Raw genomic sequence first — 24,972 nt, 5'->3', positions numbered from 1 at the left:
GCAACGGAGGTTGAAATATGGCAACCGAGAAAGTACAAGTCGTCGTCGTAGGTGGCGGCGCCACCGGTACAGGAATCCTTCGGGACTTGGCCATGCGGGGAATATCGGCTCTCCTGGTGGAGCAGGGCGACTTAGCCCACGGCACCAGTTCCCGCTTCCACGGGCTGCTGCATAGTGGCGGGCGGTACGCCGTCAAAGACCAGGAAGCAGCTAAAGAGTGTCTCGAAGAGAATATGATCCTTCGCCGCATCGCCTCGGACTGCGTCGAACCGACAGGTGGCCTCTTCGCCGCGCTGCCTGAAGACGACCCGGCCTATGCCGAGAAATGGGTGAAGGCCTGTGCCGAATCGGGTATCAAGACAGAAGAGCTGAACGTCAAAGAACTGCTCAAAAAGTACCCTGTCTTATCGCCACGCATCACGAAAGCTTATAGCACACCTGACGCCGCCGTAGACGGCTTCCGCCTCCTCTGGAGCAACGTCAACTCGGCACGCCGCTACGGAGCCAAAATGGTCACCTACCATAAGCTCTCTGCAGTGTCCCGGGCGAACGGCGCCATCACCGGAGTTGAATTGACGAACACCCTCAATGGAGAAATCACCTCCGTGGAATGCCAGATGGTCATCAATGCTGCCGGTGCTTGGGCCGGAGAAGTGGCTACCATGGCCGGACTGGAAATCCACATGATTAAAGATAAAGGAACCCTACTTGCCTTCAACCACCGCCTGACAAACCAGGTGGTCAACCGCTTACGGCCGCCGGGGGACGCTGATATTTTCGTCCCCCACGGCACAATCACCCTCCTGGGTACCACTTCTATCGCTGTTGAAGATCCCAATTGCACAAAACCGAGCGAGATTGAAGTCGAAAACATGCTAAATATCGGCCGTGAGACGATGCCGAATATCGATAACTACCGCATCATCCGCGCCTTCGCCGGTGTACGTCCTCTCTATCAAGCGAACAAAGGCGCAGGTGGCCGCGCAGTGACCCGGAACTTTGCTCTCATCGACCATGAACAAAAAGATGGTCTCAAAGGCCTCGTCAGCATCGTCGGCGGTAAGTTCACCACCTACCGGTTGATGGCGGAAAAGACCGTCGACTTAGCCGCCAAAAAGCTTGGCAACAACACTCCCTGCCGGACGGCTGAAGAGCCTTTGACCCAACCGGTCACCTCAGAAATGCTGGAACGGGGTAAAAAAGTCTTCGGCGTCCCTGGTTACAAAAAAGCAGCGGAGCGGCTTGGCGATGCTTACGGAAAAGTCGTGGAAAAAGCCGAGCAAGACCCATCCATGCGCCGAATGTTCTGTGAATGCGAACTGGTCAGTGCATCCGAAATCGATTATGTCGCCAAAGACGGCGACAGCAAGACCTTGAGCGATATCCGTCGCAAGACTCGGATGGGCATGGGAACTTGTCAAGGCATCTTCTGCAGCTATCGCACCTTAGGCGCATTAGGGAATAACCCCCAGTTTACCGTAGGCCACCGCGAATTCATCACCGAATTCCTGCAAAACCGCTGGCGGGGCATCCGGCCCGTTCTCTGGGGTCAACAACTGCGGGAAACACAACTATCGACAGGCATTTTCTGCTCACTCTTCGGAATGGAGCGTATGAATGATGAATAAAAAAACGGACGTTCTCGTCATCGGCGCCGGCCTTTCCGGAATGATGGCCGCCGCTAGGGCCGCTCAGTCTGGGAAGAAGGTCACCTTGCTCACCAAGGGCATGGGAACTTTAAGCCTCACCTCGGGCTGCATCGACCTCTGGGGTTACGAAGTGGACAACCCGAAGCAGCCTTGCGGCAACCCCTTTACCCAGATTCAGAAGGTGGTCGAGCAGAACCCCGGCCATCCCTATGCGAAAGTCTACGATGTCTTGAAAGAGAGCTTGACCTTCTTCCAGGATATTTGCGATAAAGACGGACTGACCTATCGAGACAATGGGGGAGAGAACTGGCTCTTACCCACCGCCGTCGGCACTCTGCGGCCGACCTACCTGGCTCCAGCTTCGATGGCCGTAAAAGACTTAAATAAAGTAAAACAAATCGTCGTTGCCGGTTTTGACGAACTGAAGGATTTTTATCCGGAAGTGCTGGTGACGAACTTGAAAAAAAGCAAGCTTCTGCGTCCCGACTGCGAACTCACTGTAGCCCACCTGAAAAGCGGCTGGAAGAAACTCTATGCCACCTCCTTGGCCCACCGCTTAGAACAGCCCGAAGGGCAGCAAGAGGCGATTCGGCAGCTAAAACCCTTGATCAAGCCGGGAGCCATCGTCCTCTTCCCGCCGGCACTGGGTGAGCGCCGCGACATTGACGTGGCTGGCCTAATCTCGAAAGGTTTAGGGTGTTCCGTCTACGAAGTGACCAACCTTCCCCCAGCCTTGCCTGGACAGCGCCTGCAAGATTTGTTCCTGAAATACCTGAAAAATCAAGGCGTCACCGTGATTCTCAGCAGCACCGTCACCGGTGCCCAAGTGGCGGGAAACCGCTGCAGCCATGTCACCGCAGAAGGTGCCGGCAAAACCTTCACCATCTCAGCCCAGACCTACATCTTGGCGACGGGTTCCTTCGTCGGCGGCGGATTTGATTCGAAACCGGGCCAGATCGAAGAAACGATCTTCGGTCTGCCGATCAATACCGGTGATGGTAAGTGGGCCTCCGGTGAATTCCTCTCCCTCAAAGGTCACCCTTTCAACCGTTTCGGTATCGATGTGAATAATCGTCTGCAGCCTGTCGATGGACAAAGCAAAGTGATCCTCGAGAATGTCCTCGTCACTGGTGCCAACCTGTCAGGCAGCGAATTTTCAATAGAAAAATGCGGCAACGGCGTAGCCCTGGCATCGGGCTTTAAAGCCGGGAAACTGGCTGGGGAGGTGTCACGATGACCCAGAAGCATGACAAACATCTTATCTTAGACAACTGTATCAAATGCTCGATCTGCGTGGCCAACTGCCCCGTCGTCAAGGTGACCGATAAATATGCCGGCCCCAAACAAAACGGACCGGACTTAGAGCGCTTCCGTCTCGACGAACCACGGGCCGTCCATCCTTCTATCGAGTACTGCAGCAACTGTAAAACTTGTGACGTCGTTTGTCCCTCCGGTGTAAACGTCTCAGCCATGAACTGCAAGGCCAAAGGGGAATATGTGGCCCTCCACGGAGCACCCATTCGGGATCAGGTCTTAGGCCGAGTGGAACTAATCTGTAAAGCCGCCCAAATCGCCCCTTGGCTAGTCAACTGGGCTGCCAATGTAAAACCGTTCCGGGCCATTGGTGAAGCGACGGTCGGCGTGGCTGCTGACATGCCTTTTCCCCGTTTTGCCAGCCGCACCTTCCTCCAGCAATATAAACCGAAAAAAATCAACAACCCCAAAGGAAAAGTCCTTTACTACCCTGGCTGCTATGTAAACTACTACACGCCTCAAGTCGGTCTTGCCTTAGCGGAAGTCTTCGCTCATAACGGCATCGAAATGGTGGTCGACTCCTTCAACTGCTGCGGCCTGCCGACCGTTTCCAACGGCCTCACCGAGGTCGCCAAAGGGTACGCTCGAAACAACGTGGCGAAACTGAACAGCTATATCGAAAAAGGCTACAAAATCATCACGACCTGCCCGAGCTGTAACTTGACCCTGCGGCAGGAATACCATGAACTCTTCGACATGGACACCGAACGCATCAACAACGAAACCTTTGATGCCTTTGAATACCTGCTCATGCTCCACGAAGCAGGAAAACTCGACACCCGTCTCAAGGCGCTGCCGCAGCGCTTCGGATATCATCAGCCTTGCCACCTCCGGTCTGTCGGCTTTGGCATCCCCTCTCTCGAAATCCTGCGCCTCATTCCTCAACTGGAAGTCCACAACCTCGAAGCGGGCTGCTGCGGCCTCTCCGGCAGTTATGGATTCAAGAAAGAAAAATACCCCATCAGCAAGGAAATCGGCCAGAACGTGGTCCAATCGATCCAAGAAGCTGGTGTCACCCAGAACATCACCGAATGCGGCATGTGCCAACTGCAGATCAACCACCTCAGCGGACTGCCGATTCATCATCCCATCCAACTGCTGGCCGAAGCGTACGGCCTCCCCAGTTACCTGCCCAAGTAAGGGGCCAGTGATCCAGAAAGGGGTAAAGAATGCGTAGAACGAAAATCGTCTGCACCATCGGGCCAGCCAGCGAAAATATTGAAACCTTGAAAGATATGATGCGTGCTGGCATGAACGTGGCCCGACTCAACTTTTCCCACGGTTCTCATGAAGAGCACGGCCAGCGGATGGAAAACATCCGCCGGGCTGCTGCCGAACTCGGATTGAATGTGGCCATTCTTCTCGATACGAAAGGTCCCGAGATCCGTCTTCGTGAATTTGCCGCACCGCCCATCATGCTTGAAGCCGGACAAGCATTCACGCTGACCACCGAAGCGGTATTAGGCGACGCTGAAAAAGTCTCCATCACCTATGAAGACCTGCCACAGGACGTCACAACAGGAGACAAAATTCTCATCGATGACGGCCTCATCGAACTGCAAGTGGAATCGGTCGAAGGACCGGAGATCCGATGCCGCGTGCTCAACGGCGGTAAAGTATCGAATAAAAAAGGCGTCAACGTCCCAGGGATCAAAATCAACCTCCCTTCGGTCACCGAAAAGGATATTTCCGATATCCAGTTCGGTATCGCTCAGAAGGTTGATTTTATCGCCGCCTCTTTCGTCCGCAAAGCGGCTGATGTACTCGCCATCCGCAAGATCCTTGAAGAAGCGGGCGCGACCATCGACATCATCTCCAAGATCGAAAGTCGAGAAGCCATTGATAACCTCGACGAGATCGTCCATGCCTCCGATGGGATCATGGTTGCTCGGGGCGACCTGGGTGTAGAAATCCCTGCCGAGGAAGTCCCCATCATCCAAAAATCCCTGATCGCCCAGTGTAACCGCTTAGGCAAGCCCGTCATCACAGCGACACAAATGCTCGACTCCATGATCAACAATCCTCGTCCCACCCGGGCTGAAGCGAGCGACGTAGCTAACGCCATCTTCGACGGTACCGATGCCATCATGCTCTCCGGTGAGACCGCCAACGGAAAGTATCCCCTCATCACCGTCAAAACGATGGACCGCATCGCTCGCCGTGCCGAAGAAGCGCTGACCTGGGGGCAACCCCATCAGGGCGAACGGAACAATGTGACCGATGCTATCGGACAGTCTGTCTGTGTGGCAGCGGACCAACTCGATGCAGCCGCCATCGTTACAGCGACGGCCAGCGGCTACACAGCACGCATGATCGCCCGTTACCGACCCAAGTCTCCCATCGTTGCGGCCACACCCGATCCGGCTGTCATGCGCCGTTTGGCTCTCGTCTGGGGCGTCGTTCCCTTGCGCACGGAAAAAGTCGTCGATACGGACCAGATGATCTCCTCGGCGGTAGATGCCGCTGTTGACCATGGTGTCGTCAAAGGCGGCGACTTGGTCGTCATCACCGCTGGAGTGCCCGTCGGCGTCCAAGGCTCGACCAACCTGATGAAAATCCACACCGTCGGAACGGCCGCCGCCCAGGGGTCGGGGATCATCGCCAAATCGGTAGCCGGCCGGGTGCGGGTCTGCGTCACCGCCAAAGAGGCTACTGAACTGAAACCGGGAGAAATCCTGGTGGCCATCGGTACAGACTCCGATTACGTTCCATACCTTAAACATGCTGCCGCCATCATCTGTGAAGAAGGCGGGCTCACCTCTCACGGCGCTATCATGGCGTTAGAGTACAAAGTGCCTGTCGTCGTCGGTGTCGACAATGCCACATCGATCTTCAAGACGGGTGAAGTGGTGACTGTCGATGGACAGCGGGGCTTAATCTACCGAGGGATGGCGAGAGTTCTCTAACCCGTAGATAAACGTTTGTGACCCATAGAAAACCAACTATTTTCTTTGTGATGTAGTGACCAGCATGGGAAAGTTCGTCGTTGTAGAGAAGCGGAAGTTCTACGAAAGCAAAAGTGCATGTAGGTACATGTTGCTTCTGGATGATAAGAAACATTGGTGACCTTCCCTAGAACCTCACGGCTTTCATTGGCTTATAGAACTTGATATTTTGCCGGGAGTTGTAGAAAAGGCCGCCAACCAGGTTTGAGAACCTGTTGGTGGCCTATTTTTAAAACATTGCTCAGAATATTTTAGGAGGAATACAAAAATGACTACAAAAATTGCCATCAACGGTTTCGGTCGTATCGGACGTAACGTACTGCGGGCTATGCTGAAAAAGAACATGTTCCATGCCGGCTCTCCCCTCGAAATCGTCGCCATCAACGACCTCACCGATCCCAAAACACTGGCTCATTTGCTCAAATATGACTCCATCCATGGCGAACTGCCCTGTGAAGTCGAAGTATCCGAAAAGTCCATCTATGTAGACGGCAAAGAGATCAAGGTATGTGCCGAAAGAGACCCCGGTCAACTCCCTTGGAAAGAACTCGGTGTCGATATCGTCGTTGAATCGACTGGCCGTTTCGTTTCCGGTCCTGACGCGAGCAAACATATCCAAGCTGGTGCGAAAAAAGTCATCATCTCTGCGCCGGGTAAAGATATCGATGCCACCTTCGTCATGGGCGTAAACGACCATACATACGATCCTGCCAACCATCACGTCGTCTCCAACGCCTCCTGCACGACCAACTGCTTGGCTCCCTTTGCCAAAGTGCTTCATGAGAAGTTCGGTATCGTCGAAGGCTTGATGACCACCGTTCACGCCTATACGAACGATCAGCAGATCTTAGATCTTCCCCATAAAGACCTCCGCCGGGCTCGCGCCGCCGCCATGTCGATCATCCCGACTTCCACGGGCGCTGCCAAAGCAGTCGCTCTCGTACTGCCTGAACTGAAAGGCAAACTGAACGGTTTCGCCATGCGTGTACCGACGCCCAACGTCTCTGTCGTCGACCTGGTCGTCAACCTGGCTAAACCGGCTACCGTGGAAGAGATCAACAGCGCCCTGCAAGAAGCGGCCGAAGGACCGTTGAAAGGTATCTTAGCTTTCTGCAAACTGCCTCTCGTATCGATCGACTTCAAAGGCAACCCGAACTCCTCCATCATCGACGGTCTGTCGACGATGACCTTGGGAGAGAAAATGGTCAAAGTCGTATCCTGGTATGACAACGAGTGGGGCTACTCCAACCGTGTCGTCGACCTGGCATCCATGATGGCCGAAAAGGGGCTCTAAATCATGCAGAAACAGTCCATTCGCGATATCGATGTACAAGGCAAGCGCCTCTTTGTGCGAGAGGACTTCAATGTTCCCTTAAAAAACGGCGTCATCACCGATGACACCCGTATCCGGATGACGTTGCCGACGATCCAATACCTCGTCGAAAGGGGAGCCAAGGTGATCTTGGCTTCCCACTTAGGCCGGCCGAAGGGACAGGTCGCCGAAGAGTACCGCTTGACGCCCGTCGCTCAGCGCCTCTCGGAACTGCTCGGCAAAGAAGTCATCAAGGTCAATAATTCGATCGGACCCGAAGTGAAGGCCGCTGTGGAGCGCATGGCCGATGGCGATGTGCTTCTCTTAGAAAACGTCCGTTTCTATAACGAAGAAACCAAGAATGATCCGGCCTATGCGAAGCAGTTGGCCGAACTGGCCGATATCTTTGTCAATGATGCTTTTGGCACATCCCACCGGGCCCATGCCTCCACAGCAGGCGTCGCCGATTACCTTCCCGCAGTCGCCGGTTTCCTCATGGAAAAGGAACTGATGATGATGGGCAAGGCCATTGACAAGGCGGAACGTCCTTTTGCCGCTGTCATCGGCGGGGCTAAAGTGTCCGATAAGATCGGTGTCATCGAAAACCTGCTGACCAAAGTGGATGTCCTGATCATCGGCGGAGGAATGGCCAACACGTTCCTGCGGGCGCAGGGATATGAGATCGGTAAGTCCCTGGTGGAACCGGACAAAGTGGAACTGGCCACCGAACTGATCTTCCGGGCGAAAGCCAAAGGTGTACAACTGCTGCTGCCGACCGACGTCGTAGTAGCCCAGGAATTCAAAGCTGGTGCCAACCAGAAGACCGTAGCCATTGATTCCATCGAAGAGGATTGGATGGTCTTAGATATCGGTCCGAAAACGGCTGCCGCCTATGCAGCCGTCGTCGAAAAAGCAGCCACCGTCATCTGGAATGGTCCCATGGGTGTCTTTGAAATTGACGACTTCGCCAAGGGAACGGAAGCGGTGGCCCGGGCCATGGCCGTATGCCAAGGTACGACCATCATCGGCGGCGGCGACTCGGTAGCTGCTGTCAACAAAGTCGGCGTAGCTGATCAGATGAGCCATATCTCCACCGGCGGCGGCGCATCCCTCGAATTCTTAGAGGGAAAAGTGTTGCCCGGTGTGGCTGCATTGAAGGATTCTATCTGACCATTTCCGATCTAGGTGATGGCTCACTCAGACGAGACATGGTGACAAATCAGGGTGTAATGACTGGGCACGCTTCGTCATTACACCCTCGATTATGCCTGTAAGGGGCACTAGGCGACCGAAATAGTCTTATTTCAATCGTGCTTATAAAATTAATCGATTTATCGTAAGGAGCGTTCAGGCATGCGCAAAACGATCATCGCCGGCAACTGGAAGATGCACAAAACCATCGCCGAAGCGGTTACTTTGGCCGAAGCGATCAAGAGCCAAAACCCGAATCCGACTGTAGAAATCGTCATCTGCCCGCCCTTTACTGCTTTAGCTGAAGTCGCAAAGGCAGTGCAAGGCAGCCCTGTCGCTGTGGCTGCGCAAAACATGCATTGGGAAGTGCAAGGGGCTTTCACGGGTGAAGTCTCTCCGGCCATGGTTAAAGATGCCGGATGTAAATACGTCGTGCTGGGTCACTCGGAACGGCGCCAGTATTTTGGAGAAACAGATGAAACGGTAAATAAAAAAGTGAAAGCCGCCATCGCTCATGAACTCATCCCTATCGTTTGTGTTGGCGAGACGCTGGAACAACGGGAAGCGGGACAAACGGAAGATGTCGTCGCCACGCAAACAAAAGGCGGCTTGGCTGGCCTCTCTGCTCAAGAAGTGGCTGACCTGGTGATCGCTTATGAACCGGTATGGGCGATTGGTACAGGACGGACGGCTTCTGACGATGACGCTCAACAAGTCAACGCTTACATCCGCAGTGTCGTTGCTGAAGTTTTCGGTAAGGAAGCAGCTGAAGCTGTGCGAATCCAGTACGGCGGCAGCGTCAAGCCGTCGAATGCAGAAAATCTGCTCGCCAAAGGGGACATCGACGGCGCCTTGGTCGGTGGAGCCAGCTTGAAAATCGAAGATTTCCAAGGAATCATCGATGGAGCTAAAGCCTAATTATTCAATCGAAGTTTTCGCGGTTTGTTTACCGACGGCCTGTTTACCATTTGTTTTTCAAAAGTAAACGATAGATGTTCTCTCACGTGTAAGTAAGGAGGGTTCCGGTCATGACCGATAAGAAACGCCCGGTAGCCCTCATCATCCTCGATGGTTGGGGTCAGCGGGATGAAAAGACCGGCAACGCCATAACTATGGCTAGAACGCCCAACATGGATCATTGGATGAAGGAGTACCCTTCGACGACACTCGCCTGCTCCGGTGAAGCCGTGGGCTTGCCGGAAGGACAGATGGGTAACTCCGAAGTGGGCCACTTGAATATGGGCGCAGGCCGTGTCGTCTACCAGGAATTGACCCGAATCACTAAGTCGATCAAAGAGGGCGACTTTTTCGAGAATCCGGCTCTGCTTGCAGCGGTGCGGAAGGTCAAGGCGCAGGGGAAAAGCCTCCACGTCATGGGCTTGCTCTCCGACGGCGGGGTACATAGCCACATAAATCACCTGATCGCCGTCCTTGAACTGGCCCGAAGGCAGGGCCTAAAACAGGTCTATGTACATGCATTTTTAGATGGACGAGACGTGCCGCCGTCCAGTGCCGGCGAATATCTGATCAAAGTGCTTGCTCAAATGGACGCATTGGACCTGGGAATCATCGCGACCATCTCCGGCCGCTATTACGCCATGGATCGGGACAATCGCTGGGAACGGGTTGAAAAAGCATACCGGGCGATGGTGCGGGGAGAAGGCCGGAAGGCGGTTTCTCCGTCAGAAGCGATTGAACTGGCCTACCAAGCTGGTGAAACGGATGAGTTTGTCCAGCCGACGGTAATCATCGATAACCAGGGCTGTCCCATCTCCGTTGTGAACGATGGAGACGCTGTCGTTTTTATCAACTTCCGGCCCGACCGTGCTCGGCAGATCACTCGCGCTTTTGTCGATAAAGACTTTGCAGGATTTGACCGGGGAGAGGGAAAGCCGATCGTCGATTTAGTCTGTATGACCGAATACGACAAGACCATTGAAGCCCCGGTGGCCTTTCCGCCGAGCACGATGGCCAATACCCTCGGCGAATGGCTCTCCAAGCAAGGTTTGCAGCAGTTGCGGGTGGCTGAAACGGAGAAGTATGCTCATGTGACTTTCTTTTTCAATGGCGGGGTAGAAGCGCAGTACCCCGGTGAGGACCGAGTGCTCATCGCTTCGCCGAAGGTAGCCACCTACGATCTGCTCCCCGAGATGTCTGCACCGGCGGTCACGGAAGCCCTGCTAGAGCGCTTGGCGATCGGCGACAAGGACTTGTACATCCTGAACTTTGCCAACGCCGATATGGTCGGTCATACCGGTATCATCGAGGCAGCCCGGCAAGCGGTAGAGACGGTCGATGCTAGCTTGGACCGGATCGTCGAAGCCATCCGGCAACAATCGGGGACGGTCGTCATCACGGCCGATCACGGCAACGCCGAAAAGATGGTCGACGAGCAGGGAGGTCCGTTTACCGCCCATACCACCTCGCCGGTACCCTTTATCCTAATCGATGACCAACGGAAATCAGCAACACTTCGCCATGACGGGAGCTTACAGGATATCGCTCCCACGTTGTTGGCACTATTGGGGCTTCCTAAACCGGTCGAGATGACGGGGACAAGTTTGATTCAGGTCGATTAATGACCTAAGGGAAAAGCCAGGCAGGAACAGTTTATAAAGATATATGTTTAGCAAGGGAAATAGATAGAAAAAATCGGTTAAAAAGATTCGGAGGATGTTACAATGAGCGTCATCAATGATATCAAAGCCCGGGAAATTCTTGATTCCCGTGGCAACCCTACCCTGGAAGTCGAAGTCTGGCTCGTCGACGGCACCATGGGCCGGGCTGCTGTACCTTCCGGTGCATCGACCGGTGCTTATGAAGCGGTCGAACTGCGAGACGGCGACAAAAGCCGCTACCTGGGCAAAGGTGTCCGACAAGCTGTCGAAAACGTGCGGAACCTGATCAAGCCTGCTCTATGTCAATTCGATGCCACCAACCAGAATGGAATCGACAGTATCCTTTTAGAACTCGACGGCACACCGAATAAGGCCAAGCTCGGCGCTAACGCCATCCTCGGCGTATCGCTGGCCGTCGCTAAAGCTGCTGCCAACTATTTCGGCCTTCCTCTATACCAGTACATCGGCGGTGTTAACGCGAAAGAACTGCCTGTGCCGATGATGAACATCCTCAACGGCGGTGCCCATGCTGACAATAACGTAGACATCCAAGAATTCATGGTCCTGCCCGTAGGCGCGAGTTCTTTTGCCGAAGGTCTGCGGATGGGCGCGGAAATCTTCCATAACTTAAAATCAGTGCTCAAAGCCAAGGGATTGAACACGGCTGTCGGCGACGAAGGCGGTTTCGCCCCTAACTTAAAGAGCAACGAAGAAGCCTTACAGGTGATCCTGGAAGCTATCGAAAAAGCGGGCTATCGTCCCGGTGAAGATGTATTCCTCGGTCTCGACGTGGCTGCGACCGAACTTTATCAAGACGGTAAATATGTCCTCTCCGGTGAAGGCGTCACCTACAGCGACGACGAGATGATCGCCTTCTACAGCCGCCTTTGTGAAAAATACCCGATCATCACCATCGAAGATGGTCTGTCCGAAGATGACTGGGAAGGCTGGGCCAAACTGACGAAAGCCCTCGGTAAAAAAGTGCAGTTGGTCGGCGACGACCTCTTTGTGACGAACACGAAACGCCTCGCCCAAGGGATCGCCGGCAGCGTAGCCAACTCGATTTTGATCAAAGTCAACCAGATCGGCACACTGACAGAAACGCTGGAAGCGATCGAGATGGCCAAACGGGCCGGTTACACAGCCGTCGTCTCTCACCGTTCCGGTGAAACAGATGACACAACCATCGCCGACCTGGCTGTTGCCACAAATGCCGGGCAGATCAAAACCGGCGCTCCTTCCCGGACCGACCGGGTCGCCAAGTACAATCAACTCCTCCGGATTGAAGAAGAATTAGACGATCAGGCTCGTTACCAGGGCAAAAATGTTTTCTACAATCTCGATCACGCGGACAGCCGGGCAAAACGCATTTTGTATTAATCATCGGGCTCTCCGAGAAGGGGATGTTTGAGTAATTGTAGAAATAAATCCCTTATTAAGTGGGAAAGAAATTGCAATCTCAAACAGTAGGTGACAAAATGCAAAAGGACATGAAGCGAGAAAGTACAACCCTAGCCAATGAAGAGTACGATATCCTTCCCTTATCAGAAAAGCTTGGCATTGATGCCCACCAGGTGAATTGGACGGTTGGGGAAACTTCCGAGGTGGCCAAGAGCCTCGTCAAGACGATTGAAAAAAACAGCGACGAATTGATGGATGGTTCTGCCCGTCTGGAAGAACTCACCGGTGTCGCTCGACTGCTTGAAGAGAGAGCTCAGCAAGTAGCAAGCCTGTGCGGCGCACGGCTGCCTCGAGTTCAGGCAGGTGAGAAACAAGTCAGCGAGGCTGAATCGCTCTTGCTGCAGATCGCCGGCGATGTCATGGAATATGCCAACGCTGCGGTGAAACTGCGAGAACTCTCCGAATCGATTACTCGTTTTGTCAAAGAATCGCGAGACATCGCCCGGAAGACAAACTTGCTGGCCTTAAACGCGTCCATCGAAGCAGCCCGAGCCGGCGTGGCCGGGAGAGGTTTTGCCGTCGTCGCCGAAGAGATCCGCAAACTGGCGGAAAAGAGCGCCCAATCTGCCCAAGGAATTCAAGTGACGGCGGAACTGATCAAAAAAGACATTCACGCAGTGGCATCGGGAGCGGAGTTTAGTTCCAAACAACTGAACACCATTGTCAAAGATGTCCGGGCCGGAAAAGAAGTGCTGTCTTCAACGGTACATACCTTTGAGGAAATCACCGAATTCAATCGTGAACTGTCAGAAGCCACTTCCCAGCATGCCGAGACGACGGAACAGATGGCGATCATCTTCACCTCGCTGAGCGAAGGGATGCATGATATTACTGAGCGAGTGCGAGACCAAGAGAAGCACCAGCAGTACCTGAGAAACCTGTCCAGGCAGATGTATGGGCATGTTCACAACTTGCAAAAGCAGGCTGTCCGGTTCAAGCAGGGCAACGAACTGATCTTCGGCATCAATCCAGCCTTAAGTCCGGATACGATCAGGCAGATGTATCTTCCCGTCATCAATGCCCTCTGTGCGAATCTTGGCTACCAAGGGCGGATCCTGATCGCTTCCGATTATAACGCGCTGGCCGAGTCGCTCCATGCAAATATCGTCGACGTAGGTTGGTTCTCCCCTTTGGCCTATGTGAATGCATCAGCGAGCGGGAAAACGATCCCTCTTGCCACTCCAATCGTCAACGGTCACGCCACCTATAAGGGATATATCGTCACAAATCGAGGCAGCAGCATCGGCAAGCTTACTGAGTTGCGAGGCAAGCGGTTGGCTTACGTCGATCCCAAATCGGCATCAGGCTATGCCTATCCGCGCCGGTTGTTAAGCAGGGCTGGACTGGATCCTGATCGTGACTTAGGTGAGACAATTTTCTTGGGAACTCACAGCCGCGTCATCGATGCTGTTCTATCGGGAGAAGTCGCTGCCGGCGCCACCTATTCCGAAGCTATCGATGACGCGAAACATCGCGGCTTGAACGTAGAGAAACTCCTCTACCTGGCTGAGACAGAGCCGATTCCCAAAGACTGCATCGCTGCCCGCCCCCAACTGGATGAAGAGATCGTCACGAAGTTAAAGCAAGGCTTGTTGGAGTTGGCTCAGACTCGAGAGGGAAAAGCAGCCCTAGGGAAAAACGCCATTCAGGGATTCATTGAAGCGCGAGACGAAAACTACAACATCGTGCGGGAAGTCTTGCTCGGAGATCGAAGCAATCGAGTGAATTAATGATCCGGTAAGATAAAATCTACATGGCAACATAGATAATGTTAATGATGTAGTCGCCCTTCGTTCTTTCTAGTACGGGAAAGAAGCAGGGCGATATTTCTTTATCAGGCCGCCTAAAAATGGAGCATTGTCCTTGTTGACTACCCGTGATAAAGTGAGGGTGTTAAAACATAATTGAGCTATAGCATTATCAACCGTTGAACTCCGCAGTAAACCTGTCAATCACGGGAAGCATAGCGGAAATACTTGAGGTGGTAAGATGGAATTTATCGCGATCGACTTTGAAACAGCCAACTATAACCGGGATAGTGCCTGTGCCCTGGGAATAGTTGTCGTCTCGCAGCACCAGGTAATCGAGAAACGCGTCTGGATGATTCGCCCGCCTCGCTTGTACATACATCCACGCTTTACCGAGATTCATGGTATTCGTGTCGAACAGGTGAGAGACAAGCCTACCTTTGGTCAGCTTTGGCCGGAAATCAGTGCCTATCTCGATGGACGCCCGGTGGTGGCCCACAACGCCACTTTCGATATCGGCGTATTAAAGGCGGTCATGAATACATATCAAATCACCGGCAACAGCTTCCCCTACTTATGTACCTTGGCGATGGCACGAAAATCATGGCCGAAACTGCAAAGCCATAAGTTGAACGTGGTGGCCGAGCACTTGGGAATTTCGCTGCAGCACCATGATGCTTTAGAAGATGCCGTTGCCGCTGCTGGCATCGTTTCAGCCATCTGTCGGGAACGGCAAATTCAAAGTATGGGACAGCTTGTAGATTCGCTTGGTGTGGGGATGCATAACTTTATCATGTAAGCTTAAAGATGAGGCTGACCTCCAGTTCCAACGGGGTCAGCCTTTACGTTTTATACATCGCCAAGAGAGCTGGGAAAAGGAGCACCGCGAGAGCGAGCAGATAGGTAAAAACAGCAGCTGGCTTATGATCATCATTCCACAATTGCCTACCGTAATTAAAGGTATAGGTGGAAATCCCCAAAAGGATGATCGCTGCAAGTACAGTCGTCATGGTTCCTCATCTCGATTCATCGGACCGCGATTGTATACGCAAGCCCGGCCGGCGAATTTTAAAATCTGCCTGGACGGTAAAGCTGGCGTTGGAAAAACGGTTTTTCCAATCCAGATTATCGAATTCTTGCATGGTAAGCGATTGAGTTTGGATGGAGCGGGCGAGATAAAAGGGGTCTGTCTTCTCTTTCTGCGCACGCCGGATAAGGGCATCCACTTCCTTGGTGATGGTATTGATAGCTTGAGACTCAAGTATAGCGATTCCTTCTGTCGAGACATAAGATTCCTGGGATTGAACGTTCATCAGTTGCCCCTCAAGAAACAAGCGGATATCTATATGGGGTACGTCACCATCCCAGGTGACGGTAATGCTTGGTCCTCGGGCTCTGCGAATGATGACGCTAAAGGTCTCATTTCCGTTGGGGGTGTTAAAGACCCAAATCCCTCCCCGATAGCTGTCTCGAAGCAAACCGTATATGCGAGCGTCCCAACCGGACCATTTATCAATTAATCTACCCTCTTGCAACACCGCAATACCGAGAAACTCAGAGGGATTGCCTCCCGAGCGGGGAAGTGCACGGAGGGTTTTCCCGCCTGGTTCCGTATTTCCTGCGATCTCCTGATGATATTTATCCGTGGGCATTGGTTTTATGGAACTATCCTTTTTCTCAGAACTGACGATGGGATTGACTCCGACGATAGGGAGGACGGCATCGCTCTGACGGTTATCGACCTCATTTAGAAAATCGTGTAAGGTCGGCATTCGGGAATAGCCATATCGAATCACTCCTCGTGCTACATCGTCTACATACCGGGACACGCTTTTTTCTAGTACCGGTTCGGCCGTAAGGAAAACATTTCGAGCCGGTCCCTCTTTGGCCACCCACACGTAAACGCTTCGGCGAAACTGCGGAAACCGTTCCAGAACATCGAGATGAGGAAGGATACCTTCCTTTGCAATTTCTTCACCGAAGATTAATACGCGAAGGTGCCGGAAATCGATTCTTCGCTCCACCGTCGCTTCGGCCAAGCTAACAGCTTCCGGAATGGATCGTGCCGTGATGGTGATCGGTTTCGTCGTTTGCGATATCGATTCCCCGCCTGTTTTTCCGGTAGGTCCGGCAACATTTCCGGGGATGGCGATCCGCATGATGACGTCTATTTGATTGTCAATACTTCGATCCACACCCATCGTTAAAACAAAGGCTAAGTTCTCCAGTTCGTTTCGATCCCAGCATCCCGTTTGCAGGACGAGCGTTAGCAAAGCGAAAAACAAACTGATCTTTTGGAACCTCAGTCTCATGGATGGCTCTCCCCGGAGCGATAGAATAGTTTGCTCCACAATAGCAAAACCACCGGTAGTCCGAAAAAGGGGACCTGTAACAGCCAGGGCATGATGGAATAGGTCTGTACAGCATCGAGACTTCGAGGCGGAATAAAGGCAACGCAAATGGAAAGCACAGCCAAGGGAATCAAGTACGGCCGAAAATCAGGCGCTCGAATCCCTTGGGCCAGCGTTAAAGCCCCGCTATATAATCCAACGGCAAGGCCGATCGATGAAACACTGGCCCATACAAAGACAAACATGGGATCGAGCCGTTGGAGAAACGTTTCAAATCGTATGAGGCGAGTCACCTGATAGAGGGGAAACCCCATCTGTTGGGCAGACCGGATCTGAAAACACATTTCGTAGACAACCTGTGCGAATACAAAAAGAAAGACAGAAAGAGTGAGTGTAGCTAAACCACTGCGTCGAAAGTCTTTTTGTTCCCGAAACAACGGTGCAATAAACCCAAATAAAATGATTTCCTCATATAAACTTGTATAGAGAACTCCTGTACCTAAAGTATCCCAAAACCCATATCCCAGCCAGGGAGACAAGTTATAAATGTTACCCATACTTCCCCCAAAAGTCAAGGCGAGGGTCAGTACCGTCAATCCAATGGGCGCGATGATCATGATCGTACGAGATAAGCTTTCGAAACCACCAAAGGCGAGATAGACATTTAAAATCACCATAGAGATGACAACCGTCGATATAGGAGTCTGCGGAAGGAGAGTGGTGAGAACGAATTCTGCAAAGATACGCAGCTGATAGCCGTTGATCAGAATAAATGAGACTGAGAAAAGAATCCCCAAAATAAACTGAACCGCACGGCCCCAAAATAAGCCGGCGATACTGAGAAGGGAAGCGCGGGAAAAAGTGGTCGTAAGCTGGTTGAGAATGAAAAAAATAATGGTCGCGCCAAAAAAACCGATCAATGGGAGCATCCAGGCTGCTGTGCCGCCCATCTGACAGAGTTCTCTTGGGTTTGCCAAGAACATTTTTACATGAACAAAGCTGCCAATACAGATGGATGTTTCGATCCATCCGATGTGACCCTGCCCGGTTAGATTATTTTTTGGATTCATCTAGAAAAACCAACTCCAATGGTACCGATGCGTCCCACGGACGGGTCACTTTTTTGGCCTTGAACGTGTCTAGCGGTCGGGTATAGCCGGGACGCTTTTCTTCCTTAAATGGGGGTTTGCGGAAAAAGGGTGTCAAAAACCGTTTTTCTAAGGGTGCCACCGGTGTCAAAAAGGGCATGCCCAGGGAACGAAGGCCGACGGCATGACGGATGAGCGCAACCAGCCCGAGCAACACTCCATAAAAACCAAAGATGCTTCCCAATAACAGATTGATTAAACGGACGATGCGCAAACTGAACGTAAGTGAATATTGCGGCATCGAATAGCCGGCCAATACGGTTATAGCCATGACGATAATCATCACGGGGGATACAATCCCCGCTTCGACGACAGCCTGCCCGATGATGATAGCTCCGACGATACCAATGGTGGCACCAATCACCTTGGGAACACGCAACGTGGCCTCTCGGATAAACTCAAAAGCCAACTCTAAAAAGAAAACGGCGACAAAGCTTGGGAAAGGAACCCGCTCCCTCGCCGATGCGATCGAAAGCATCAGCTCCGTTGGGATCATCTCGGGGTGAAAGGAAACCATCGCCACGTATAAAGCCGGCAAAAAAAGAGAGATAAATAGGCCGATTAAGCGTACGAAACGGGCGAGTGTTCCAAAGGGCCAGCGGAAGTAAATATCTTCGGGAGAATGGAGCTGCGACCAGAAATTAACTGGTGCGATCAGTACAAGAGGGCTGCCTTCCAACATTACAGCCACGGACCCTTCCAAAAGAAAAGCGACAGTGCGATCAGGCCGTTCCGTCAACAGCATCTGTGAAAAGAGGGAAATAGGCCGATCTTGAACATATTGTTCGATCATGCCGATGTTGTAGATCATGTCGACATCGATCGACTTCAACCGCCGTCGCATTTCCCAGACCAGTTTTGGATTGGTAAGACCGTCGATATAGAGGAGATAGAGGGGACCTCGACTGCGGCGGCCTGATGGAAGCGACTCGGCCATGAAACCCGGGACCGCCAAGCGCATCCGCAACAAACTGAGGTTTTTTTGAGCGGCCTCAACAAAAGCGTCATAAGGACCGGGTACGACCGTTTCTATTCGAGGTGTACCGATGCCGCGGCTCTGCTGCTGTCGTAAATCGACCACAATAGCCCAGTCGAAACCTTCGATATGAATCAGGGACATTCCCATGACGATGTTTTTCACAGCATCTTCGAACGATGAAATGGTTTCGATCACATGACAGTACGTAAGGGCATCGGCCAGTCGCTGAGGAGTGATGTCCTCAACCGAACCAGCGTATTCCAGAAGGGGGCCGATGACAGACTCTTGCATGAGCTCAGAATTGGTCACACTTTCGTAGAAGGCGAGGGTAATTCTTCCCCAGGAAGCCGTAAGCAAACGAATGATAAAATCAGGATTTCGCTTCGCCCGAAACGTACCCTTGAGCAGCTGATGGAGGTCGTGAACATCGGAAGGGATCGGCGTAATGGTTTCAGGCTTCTGAGGTTTGTTAATATTTAAATGGCGGCGAATAGGCGGACGATTTGGGCTTACAGAAAACTGTGTCTGCGTTGTTGATTCATTGACCGATAAAAGGTCTTTTATATAGGCTGTTACTTTATTTGCACCCTTAGAGTTGTTTGTCAACGAAAGGCGCTCCTTTTACCGATTCAGATACAGGAAGCTTCTAACGTTATGAATCGCCCGTCGGAATTTGTTCATTGTTAAGATCCCCAGAATAGTGCAATTCATACCAATCCGACCTGTACTTGCCTGTGTAGAGCTCTTTCTGAAAAACAAAGTCTTATAGCTACTCGCCTACATTAGTGCTGACAGTTAGAACAGAAAAAAGCGTTGCGACCTCCGACTTTGGCAGTCTCAATGGCGCGACCACAGGAAAAACAAGGCTGACCAGTCCGTTCGTATACCTGCAGCTGATTCGTATAGCCTCCAGTGTATTTATCGCCCGTCATAAAGGGGTACTCGGAGACACCCCCTTGTTGAAGGGCTGTTTGGAGCGTAGATCGAATGCACTGGTACAACCGTTCAATCTCTGATTCGTGGAGTGTAGATGACTTTCGTACCGGCAAGATCCGGCTGCAAAAAAGAATCTCATTGGAATAGACGTTGCCGATTCCCGCGATAAACTTCTGGTCCATCAAGAGCGGCTTGAGCATCCCCCGGCGTCCCTTCAACATCTGCTGGAAATGGGCCGATGAGAACTGCCTTTCGAGTGGTTCCGGTCCCAATTCGGTGTAGTCGGGATGAGACATGACCGTTTCATCCGAAAAGAGATGGATAAAGCCCAAATGCATCCGGTAGAAGGCGAGCCTTTCTCCAGAAGCGAAGAGAATCATCACGTTGGCCCCATCGGGTATGGGTTCGGCCGGTAAGAAAAAGCGCAGATATCCGTCGATCATGAAATGAAACAACAAGGACCGATCGTCGGGCAGTCGAAGTCGGATGACTTTACCTCTCCGCTGAGCCTTTAAAAAAGACTGTTGATTCAACGCTTCAGTAAACTCCTCGATTGAAACGTTGAGGGTTTTTGGCCGGTTGACGACGACGTCCTGAATCAGCTTACCGACAACGTGCTTTTCCAGATGTAGACGGACTGTTTCAATTTCGGGCAGTTCCGGCATATGGACGCACCTCTCGAGTGTGATAGCTATTAAGAGTACCTTGTTATTTTTGTTTTTAAACACATGATGTCCAATATGGCCATTTGAATGCATGTTAGGGAAACAGGAACCTCCGTTGACAGGAATCGGAAAAAAGGAGAAAATCGAAGGAGAGCCTTCAGAGCCTATGTGGAAGGGGTTATACGGAAAGGGCTATATGGAATGGAGGAAGAAATATGGAAAGAGACCAGGCCTGCGGCCTGCTCATCAATGGTGCTTGGATACATACAGAAGACGTTCTGGAAGTTCGAGATAAATATTCAGGAGAAGTGATCGCCCGGGTCTGTCAAGCCGGTGAAAAAGAAGTCCGCGCTGCTGTTTCGTCGGCCAAAGCTGCGCTGGCCCACCCCATGACGACCCAACAGCGGTATGGAATCCTGATGAAACTGAAGGATCTGCTCCTCGAAAACCGCCAGGAGCTGGGCGAACTGATCGCTACGGAAGCAGGCAAGCCCTTGAAAGACGCCCTGGCTGAAGTCGGGCGGGCGGCGGAGACCATCCGCCTCTCAGCAGAAGAAGCGCTGCGCATCACTGGAGAGACCGTTCCGGTGGAGGGCTTTCCCGGTTCGGAAAACCGCTTGGCTTTCACCATCCGCGTGCCCGTCGGTGTTGTTTGCGCTATCAGTCCCTTCAACTACCCTTTGAACCTGGTCTGTCATAAAGTGGGTCCGGCCTTGGCCGCCGGAAATGCTGTCGTATTGAAACCGGCGTCGACAACGCCGCTATCGGCGATACGCCTTTGTGAGCTTACTCAGCAAGCGGGACTCCCGGACGGCTGGCTTAATGTTGTCGTCGGCCCTGGGTGGACTGTCGGGGAAGCGCTGCTGGCGAACGACGACATCAACTATTACACCTTCACCGGTTCCTATGCCGTCGGCAAGCGGCTTAAGGAACGAGCGGGCATGCGCAAAGTCACCTTGGAACTAGGCTCGAACTCGGGAACCATCGTGCACAAAGACGCTGACCTGGAACTGGCAGCGCGGCAGTGCGCCCGCATGGCTTTTGCCAACGCTGGCCAAATCTGCATCTCTGTCCAGCGTATCCTCGTCCATGAGCAGATTTTTGATGCCTTCGCCCGGGAATTGACAGCCCAGACGCAAAGGCTGGTGGTCGGCGATCCGAGAGAGATGACGACAGATGTGGGGCCTGTCATCTGTGAACAAGAGGCGGAGCGGATCATCCAATGGGTCCAGGAGGCAGTGGAGCAAGGCGCTAAATTGCTTATCGGCGGAACTCGTCAGGGGGCCCTCGTTCAGCCGACGGTACTGGCTGATGTGGGATCGACCATGCGTGTCTGGTGCCAGGAAATCTTCGGACCGGTCGTCACCTTGATGCCCTATCAGACGATTCAAGAAGCCATCGACAAGATCAACGATTCCGAGTACGGCCTGCAAGCAGGTATCTTTACGAACGCTATGGATGTAGCCTTAGAATGCGCCAAAAAGATAAAAGTCGGCGGTATTATCATCAACGACACTTCGACCTACCGGGCCGATAACATGCCCTATGGCGGGGTGAAAAACAGTGGCACCGGCAAAGAAGGTCCGGCCTATGCCGTCCGGGAGATGACCGAAAGCCGGATCGTCGTCTTCAACCACAGGCCGCCGCAAGGAGAATAAGTTGGTAATAAAATGGTAATTCTTCTTACTACGACACAAAATTAATTTATCCCAATACAAAAGAAGGAAAATAAAAGCCGATGCATAATTAATTTGCATCGGCTTTTATTAGGTATAAAATGAAAATCCAGTCATTTTTTCAAAACCATCTGTCCATCTGCTGCGTCATTATAGGAAAAGTAATATTAGGAGGGTACTTGTGAAAAAAAGCTGCCGTAAATGGACTGCTGCCGGACTGACAGCGCTGATGCTGTTCAGTGCAGCCCCCGCGGTTTGGGCCGGAATGTCTCCGGAACAAAATCAAAACGAAACGGCCCAGGCGAAAATCACCTTGGAACAGGCCGTGAAAAAGGCAAAAGAAGCCTTTCCAATCCCAGCAGAACTGAGCCGTTTTACGTCCCGCTTTTCTACGCAAGAAAATCAACGAAGCTGGGAATTGCAATGGGACCTGGAAGACGGGGGTCCCCACTTTAGCAGCATGCAAATTTCTATCGATGCCGACACGGGAGATATCCGCTCCATGTTTCGTTGGAAAGATGACCCCCGGAACAGCAACCTGATTCGAACACCGAAGATCAGCCGGGAACAGGCATTAGAGGAAGCTAAGGAACTAATCCAACGGCTGCACCCCGAACTCATGGCAGAATTGGAACTTCAACCCGAGTCGGCGAATATGACCAATTCTGCTGATGCCTTGCGAAACGGTCAGTACTCTTTCGAGTGGATTCGTAAAGCGAACGGGGTCCCTGTTCGTTGGAACGGAGCCGGCGTAGCCGTATCAACGGAAGATGGAAACATCACTAATTATCACTTTACATGGCTCAGAGATACGATCCCCAGCGGAACTGCTCAGTGTACCCCGGAAGCGGCAGAAGCGGCTTTTAAGAAAGCCCAGATGCTCCAACTGCAATATTTCATCACACCTGGTTATGCGCGAAAAGGCGACCAAACACCGCAGGTCAAATTGGTCTATCAATTGCATCACCCTTCCGAAGGGAAGATCGATGCGAAAACAGGACAACCTTATACACCGCAGGGAGATACATCTAGTAACGGTATGATTCCATTTCTATCCGGTACGGGAGGAGGACCTGGAAACAACGCATTAACGCCGGAAGAACAGGCGGCAAAAATCCAATCGGAAGGTATGATCAGCCGGGAAAAAGCACTAGCCCTAGTTGAAAAATGGGTACCTACGACCAAAAAGGGTGAAATACAAAGTGTTTTACACCAAAACCCCTTAGGAAGCAAGAATAACTTTATTTGGGATTTCAGTTGGTCGGAAAATAACACATTTTGTAATGCCAGCGTAGACGCTAAAACGGGGGACCTCGTTGAAATATCGAGGAGAAACCATTTTGATGGAAGTGAGCCCGGACAGTTGGATCGTGACGGTGCCCGTAAGATAGCCGACGATTTTCTGCGGAAAATACAGCCCGATAAACTGAAGTTGACCCAGTACGATCCATTAGCTATTCTGTCAGAGTTCCGAGCCGATGGAAAACTGTCAAATCACCAGACATTTTTCTATAATCGAATGGTCAACCAAATTCCCTTTCCCCAAAACGGTTTCCAGGTTGAGGTCGATACGGTAACCAAAGAAATCACCGGATATCGATGCAGTTGGGATCAAATGGACTTTCCTTCTCCCGACGGCGTCATCTCGGCAGATGAGGCTGTGGACGCTTTTTTGGAGTATATGCCCCTCAAATTGGTCTATGATGTGCCCTTTCGTCAAGTGGAAAAGACTCCGGTCCTCTTGACGTACGCTCCCGACATCAAGCCGGGGATGGGCTTTGTACAGATGATAGATGGTCGCAGCAAAAAACCCCTCAGCTATGACGGAGAACCTGTCTCTGCTATCGGCGACAAAGTATTTACAGACGTGACGGGGCATCGAGCGGAAAAAGAAATCCAGATGGTCGGACGGCTCGATATGCTCCGGGAGTATAAAGAATCCTTTCATCCCGATGAACCGCTGAAAGCAGTAGCCCTCGTGAAGGCACTCTACCAGTTGAGGCATGAGGGATGGCAGCCGGACGAGGGCGCACTTGTGCGACAGGCCGTCAGCGAAGGCTGGCTGGACAAAAATCTCAAGGCCGATTCTACTCTCACTCGCATGGAAATGGCTAAAACGGTTGTCCGTTTCTTGGGACTCGACGTGGCGGCCCGGTACGGGGGAATCTACAAAGTACCTTACAGCGATGCGGACACGCTGCCACCGGAACAGGTTGGTTATGCTGTATTGGCCGGTGCTATGGGTGTCATCTCATCGCGAGAAGGCACTTTCCGAGCCAACGATGTTGTCAGTCGCGCCGATGGAGCCGTTGCGCTCGTTCATCTGATGGATATAAAGAGGTAATTCTAATATTCAAACCTTGCCCGAACAAGAAAGACCCTGCCGCATTTATAAACGGCAGGGTCTTTGTTCATGTATTTATCATCCCTACAGAATTGCTTATTTGAAAGATTTGCCCTTCGGTGAAGCTACCCAAGGATTATTCTAGGGGACTATGCGGCAGGACTTTTCAGAGGGTTACCGATAATTTAATTTATCTGTTGATGGATCGTAAACGGCCACCGAGACATGACGAAGACCTTCTCGCAGTAATCCCGATTTGGCATGGTCGATCAAGGAACCGTTGAGGAATTTACTATAGCAATCTTGGGGAACAACGAGAACCGTTTTATACTGAGAGGAAAAGGTAGTCAATTGTTGTGTCGTATGTACGTCGCCTAAAGTAGAGCAGGTTTCAATTTCGTACACTGTCGTTACATTATCCTTGCTCGCCATGATGTCCGGCACACAGTGTTCAATCTCTTTCGGGGCTCCATCTTCCCAATGGATATGATCGGCCAGGACGAAATATCCCGCCGCTTTCAGTTGGCTGGCTACGGCTTGTACGCACTGGTCGTGATTGGTCTGCTCGACTTGTACACGATTCGGGTTTTTTCCTCTGAACATAACCGCCACCTCACTAATATCCCGATTTTATA

General features: G+C 52.1%; 19 protein-coding genes. 13 read left to right on the top strand and 6 right to left on the bottom strand.

What is annotated here, in order from left to right:
- Nucleotides 1-17 precede the first annotated feature (17 nt).
- The 11 genes from glpA to GJ688_RS14500 all read left to right on the top strand — a co-directional run bounded on the left by glpA (nucleotide 18) and on the right by GJ688_RS14500 (nucleotide 15,037).
- Nucleotides 18-1,628, top strand: a complete 1,611-nt coding sequence (gene glpA / locus GJ688_RS14550) for an anaerobic glycerol-3-phosphate dehydrogenase subunit GlpA (RefSeq protein WP_155477286.1) — start codon at nucleotides 18-20, stop codon at nucleotides 1,626-1,628.
- Nucleotides 1,621-2,886: an anaerobic glycerol-3-phosphate dehydrogenase subunit GlpB gene (gene glpB, locus GJ688_RS14545; protein ID WP_155477285.1), complete on the top strand. Its 1,266-nt coding sequence runs from the start codon at nucleotides 1,621-1,623 to the stop codon at nucleotides 2,884-2,886. The genes glpA and glpB overlap by 8 nt, the downstream gene beginning before the upstream one ends.
- Complete coding sequence (locus GJ688_RS14540; RefSeq protein ID WP_155477284.1) at nucleotides 2,883-4,103, top strand: anaerobic glycerol-3-phosphate dehydrogenase subunit C; 1,221 nt, start codon at nucleotides 2,883-2,885, stop codon at nucleotides 4,101-4,103. Before glpB ends, GJ688_RS14540 begins: the two co-directional genes overlap by 4 nt.
- Before the next feature lie 29 nt (nucleotides 4,104-4,132).
- The gene (gene pyk / locus GJ688_RS14535; RefSeq protein ID WP_155477283.1) at nucleotides 4,133-5,869 is read left to right on the top strand and encodes a pyruvate kinase; all 1,737 of its coding nucleotides are present in this window, start codon (nucleotides 4,133-4,135) and stop codon (nucleotides 5,867-5,869) included.
- Between the two features lie 307 nt (nucleotides 5,870-6,176).
- Nucleotides 6,177-7,202: a type I glyceraldehyde-3-phosphate dehydrogenase gene (gene gap, locus GJ688_RS14530; protein ID WP_155477282.1), complete on the top strand. Its 1,026-nt coding sequence runs from the start codon at nucleotides 6,177-6,179 to the stop codon at nucleotides 7,200-7,202.
- 3 nt (nucleotides 7,203-7,205) lie between these two features.
- Nucleotides 7,206-8,390 carry a phosphoglycerate kinase gene (locus GJ688_RS14525; RefSeq protein WP_155477281.1) on the top strand — a complete coding sequence of 395 codons (1,185 nt, stop codon included), beginning with the start codon at nucleotides 7,206-7,208 and terminating at the stop codon, nucleotides 8,388-8,390.
- 183 nt (nucleotides 8,391-8,573) lie between these two features.
- A complete protein-coding gene (gene tpiA / locus GJ688_RS14520; RefSeq protein WP_155477280.1) occupies nucleotides 8,574-9,329 on the top strand; it encodes a triose-phosphate isomerase in 756 nt (251 codons plus the stop codon).
- 110 nt (nucleotides 9,330-9,439) lie between these two features.
- Entirely contained in the window at nucleotides 9,440-10,990 is a 1,551-nt protein-coding gene (gene gpmI, locus GJ688_RS14515; protein ID WP_155477279.1) for a 2,3-bisphosphoglycerate-independent phosphoglycerate mutase, read from the top strand.
- 102 nt (nucleotides 10,991-11,092) lie between these two features.
- Nucleotides 11,093-12,409: a phosphopyruvate hydratase gene (eno, locus tag GJ688_RS14510; RefSeq protein ID WP_155477278.1), complete on the top strand. Its 1,317-nt coding sequence runs from the start codon at nucleotides 11,093-11,095 to the stop codon at nucleotides 12,407-12,409.
- Between the two features lie 98 nt (nucleotides 12,410-12,507).
- Nucleotides 12,508-14,220 (top strand): phosphate/phosphite/phosphonate ABC transporter substrate-binding protein, encoded by a 1,713-nt coding sequence (gene phnD / locus GJ688_RS14505; RefSeq protein ID WP_235911003.1) that lies wholly within the window; start codon nucleotides 12,508-12,510, stop codon nucleotides 14,218-14,220.
- A 259-nt stretch (nucleotides 14,221-14,479) separates the two neighbouring features.
- Nucleotides 14,480-15,037 (top strand): 3'-5' exonuclease, encoded by a 558-nt coding sequence (locus tag GJ688_RS14500; RefSeq protein WP_155477277.1) that lies wholly within the window; start codon nucleotides 14,480-14,482, stop codon nucleotides 15,035-15,037.
- A gap of 43 nt (nucleotides 15,038-15,080) precedes the next feature.
- Here the strand turns inward: GJ688_RS14500 and GJ688_RS14495 are convergent, their stop codons facing one another.
- From GJ688_RS14495 to mutM, 5 genes are all read right to left on the bottom strand, one after another.
- The gene (locus GJ688_RS14495; protein ID WP_155477276.1) at nucleotides 15,081-15,248 is read right to left on the bottom strand and encodes a hypothetical protein; all 168 of its coding nucleotides are present in this window, start codon (nucleotides 15,246-15,248) and stop codon (nucleotides 15,081-15,083) included.
- Nucleotides 15,249-15,254: 6 nt separating this feature from the next.
- Complete coding sequence (locus tag GJ688_RS14490) at nucleotides 15,255-16,550, bottom strand: Ger(x)C family spore germination protein (protein ID WP_155477275.1); 1,296 nt, start codon at nucleotides 16,548-16,550, stop codon at nucleotides 15,255-15,257.
- Nucleotides 16,547-17,659: a GerAB/ArcD/ProY family transporter gene (locus tag GJ688_RS14485; RefSeq protein WP_155477274.1), complete on the bottom strand. Its 1,113-nt coding sequence runs from the start codon at nucleotides 17,657-17,659 to the stop codon at nucleotides 16,547-16,549. The genes GJ688_RS14490 and GJ688_RS14485 overlap by 4 nt, the downstream gene beginning before the upstream one ends.
- On the bottom strand, nucleotides 17,643-19,322 hold the full coding sequence (locus tag GJ688_RS14480) for a spore germination protein (RefSeq protein ID WP_155477273.1): 1,680 nt from the start codon (nucleotides 19,320-19,322) through the stop codon (nucleotides 17,643-17,645). Before GJ688_RS14480 ends, GJ688_RS14485 begins: the two co-directional genes overlap by 17 nt.
- Before the next feature lie 176 nt (nucleotides 19,323-19,498).
- Nucleotides 19,499-20,317, bottom strand: a complete 819-nt coding sequence (mutM, locus tag GJ688_RS14475) for a bifunctional DNA-formamidopyrimidine glycosylase/DNA-(apurinic or apyrimidinic site) lyase (protein ID WP_170292023.1) — start codon at nucleotides 20,315-20,317, stop codon at nucleotides 19,499-19,501.
- A 215-nt stretch (nucleotides 20,318-20,532) separates the two neighbouring features.
- Here mutM and GJ688_RS14470 point away from each other — a divergent pair, with 215 nt between their 5' ends.
- Both GJ688_RS14470 and GJ688_RS14465 read left to right on the top strand, forming a co-directional pair.
- Entirely contained in the window at nucleotides 20,533-21,975 is a 1,443-nt protein-coding gene (locus GJ688_RS14470; RefSeq protein WP_155477271.1) for an aldehyde dehydrogenase family protein, read from the top strand.
- A 199-nt stretch (nucleotides 21,976-22,174) separates the two neighbouring features.
- Nucleotides 22,175-24,337, top strand: a complete 2,163-nt coding sequence (locus GJ688_RS14465; protein WP_155477270.1) for a YcdB/YcdC domain-containing protein — start codon at nucleotides 22,175-22,177, stop codon at nucleotides 24,335-24,337.
- 174 nt (nucleotides 24,338-24,511) lie between these two features.
- On the opposite strand, the gene GJ688_RS14460 is transcribed toward GJ688_RS14465, so the two are convergent.
- Complete coding sequence (locus tag GJ688_RS14460; RefSeq protein ID WP_155477269.1) at nucleotides 24,512-24,940, bottom strand: hypothetical protein; 429 nt, start codon at nucleotides 24,938-24,940, stop codon at nucleotides 24,512-24,514.
- Nucleotides 24,941-24,972: the final 32 nt, after the last annotated feature.

The organism is Heliobacterium mobile, from assembly GCF_009720735.1.
Taxonomy (GTDB): Bacteria; Bacillota; Desulfitobacteriia; order Heliobacteriales; family Heliobacteriaceae; genus Heliobacterium; species Heliobacterium mobile.
Note: the sequence above shows the minus strand (reverse complement) of the source record. Positions and strands in the feature narration are given on the sequence as shown.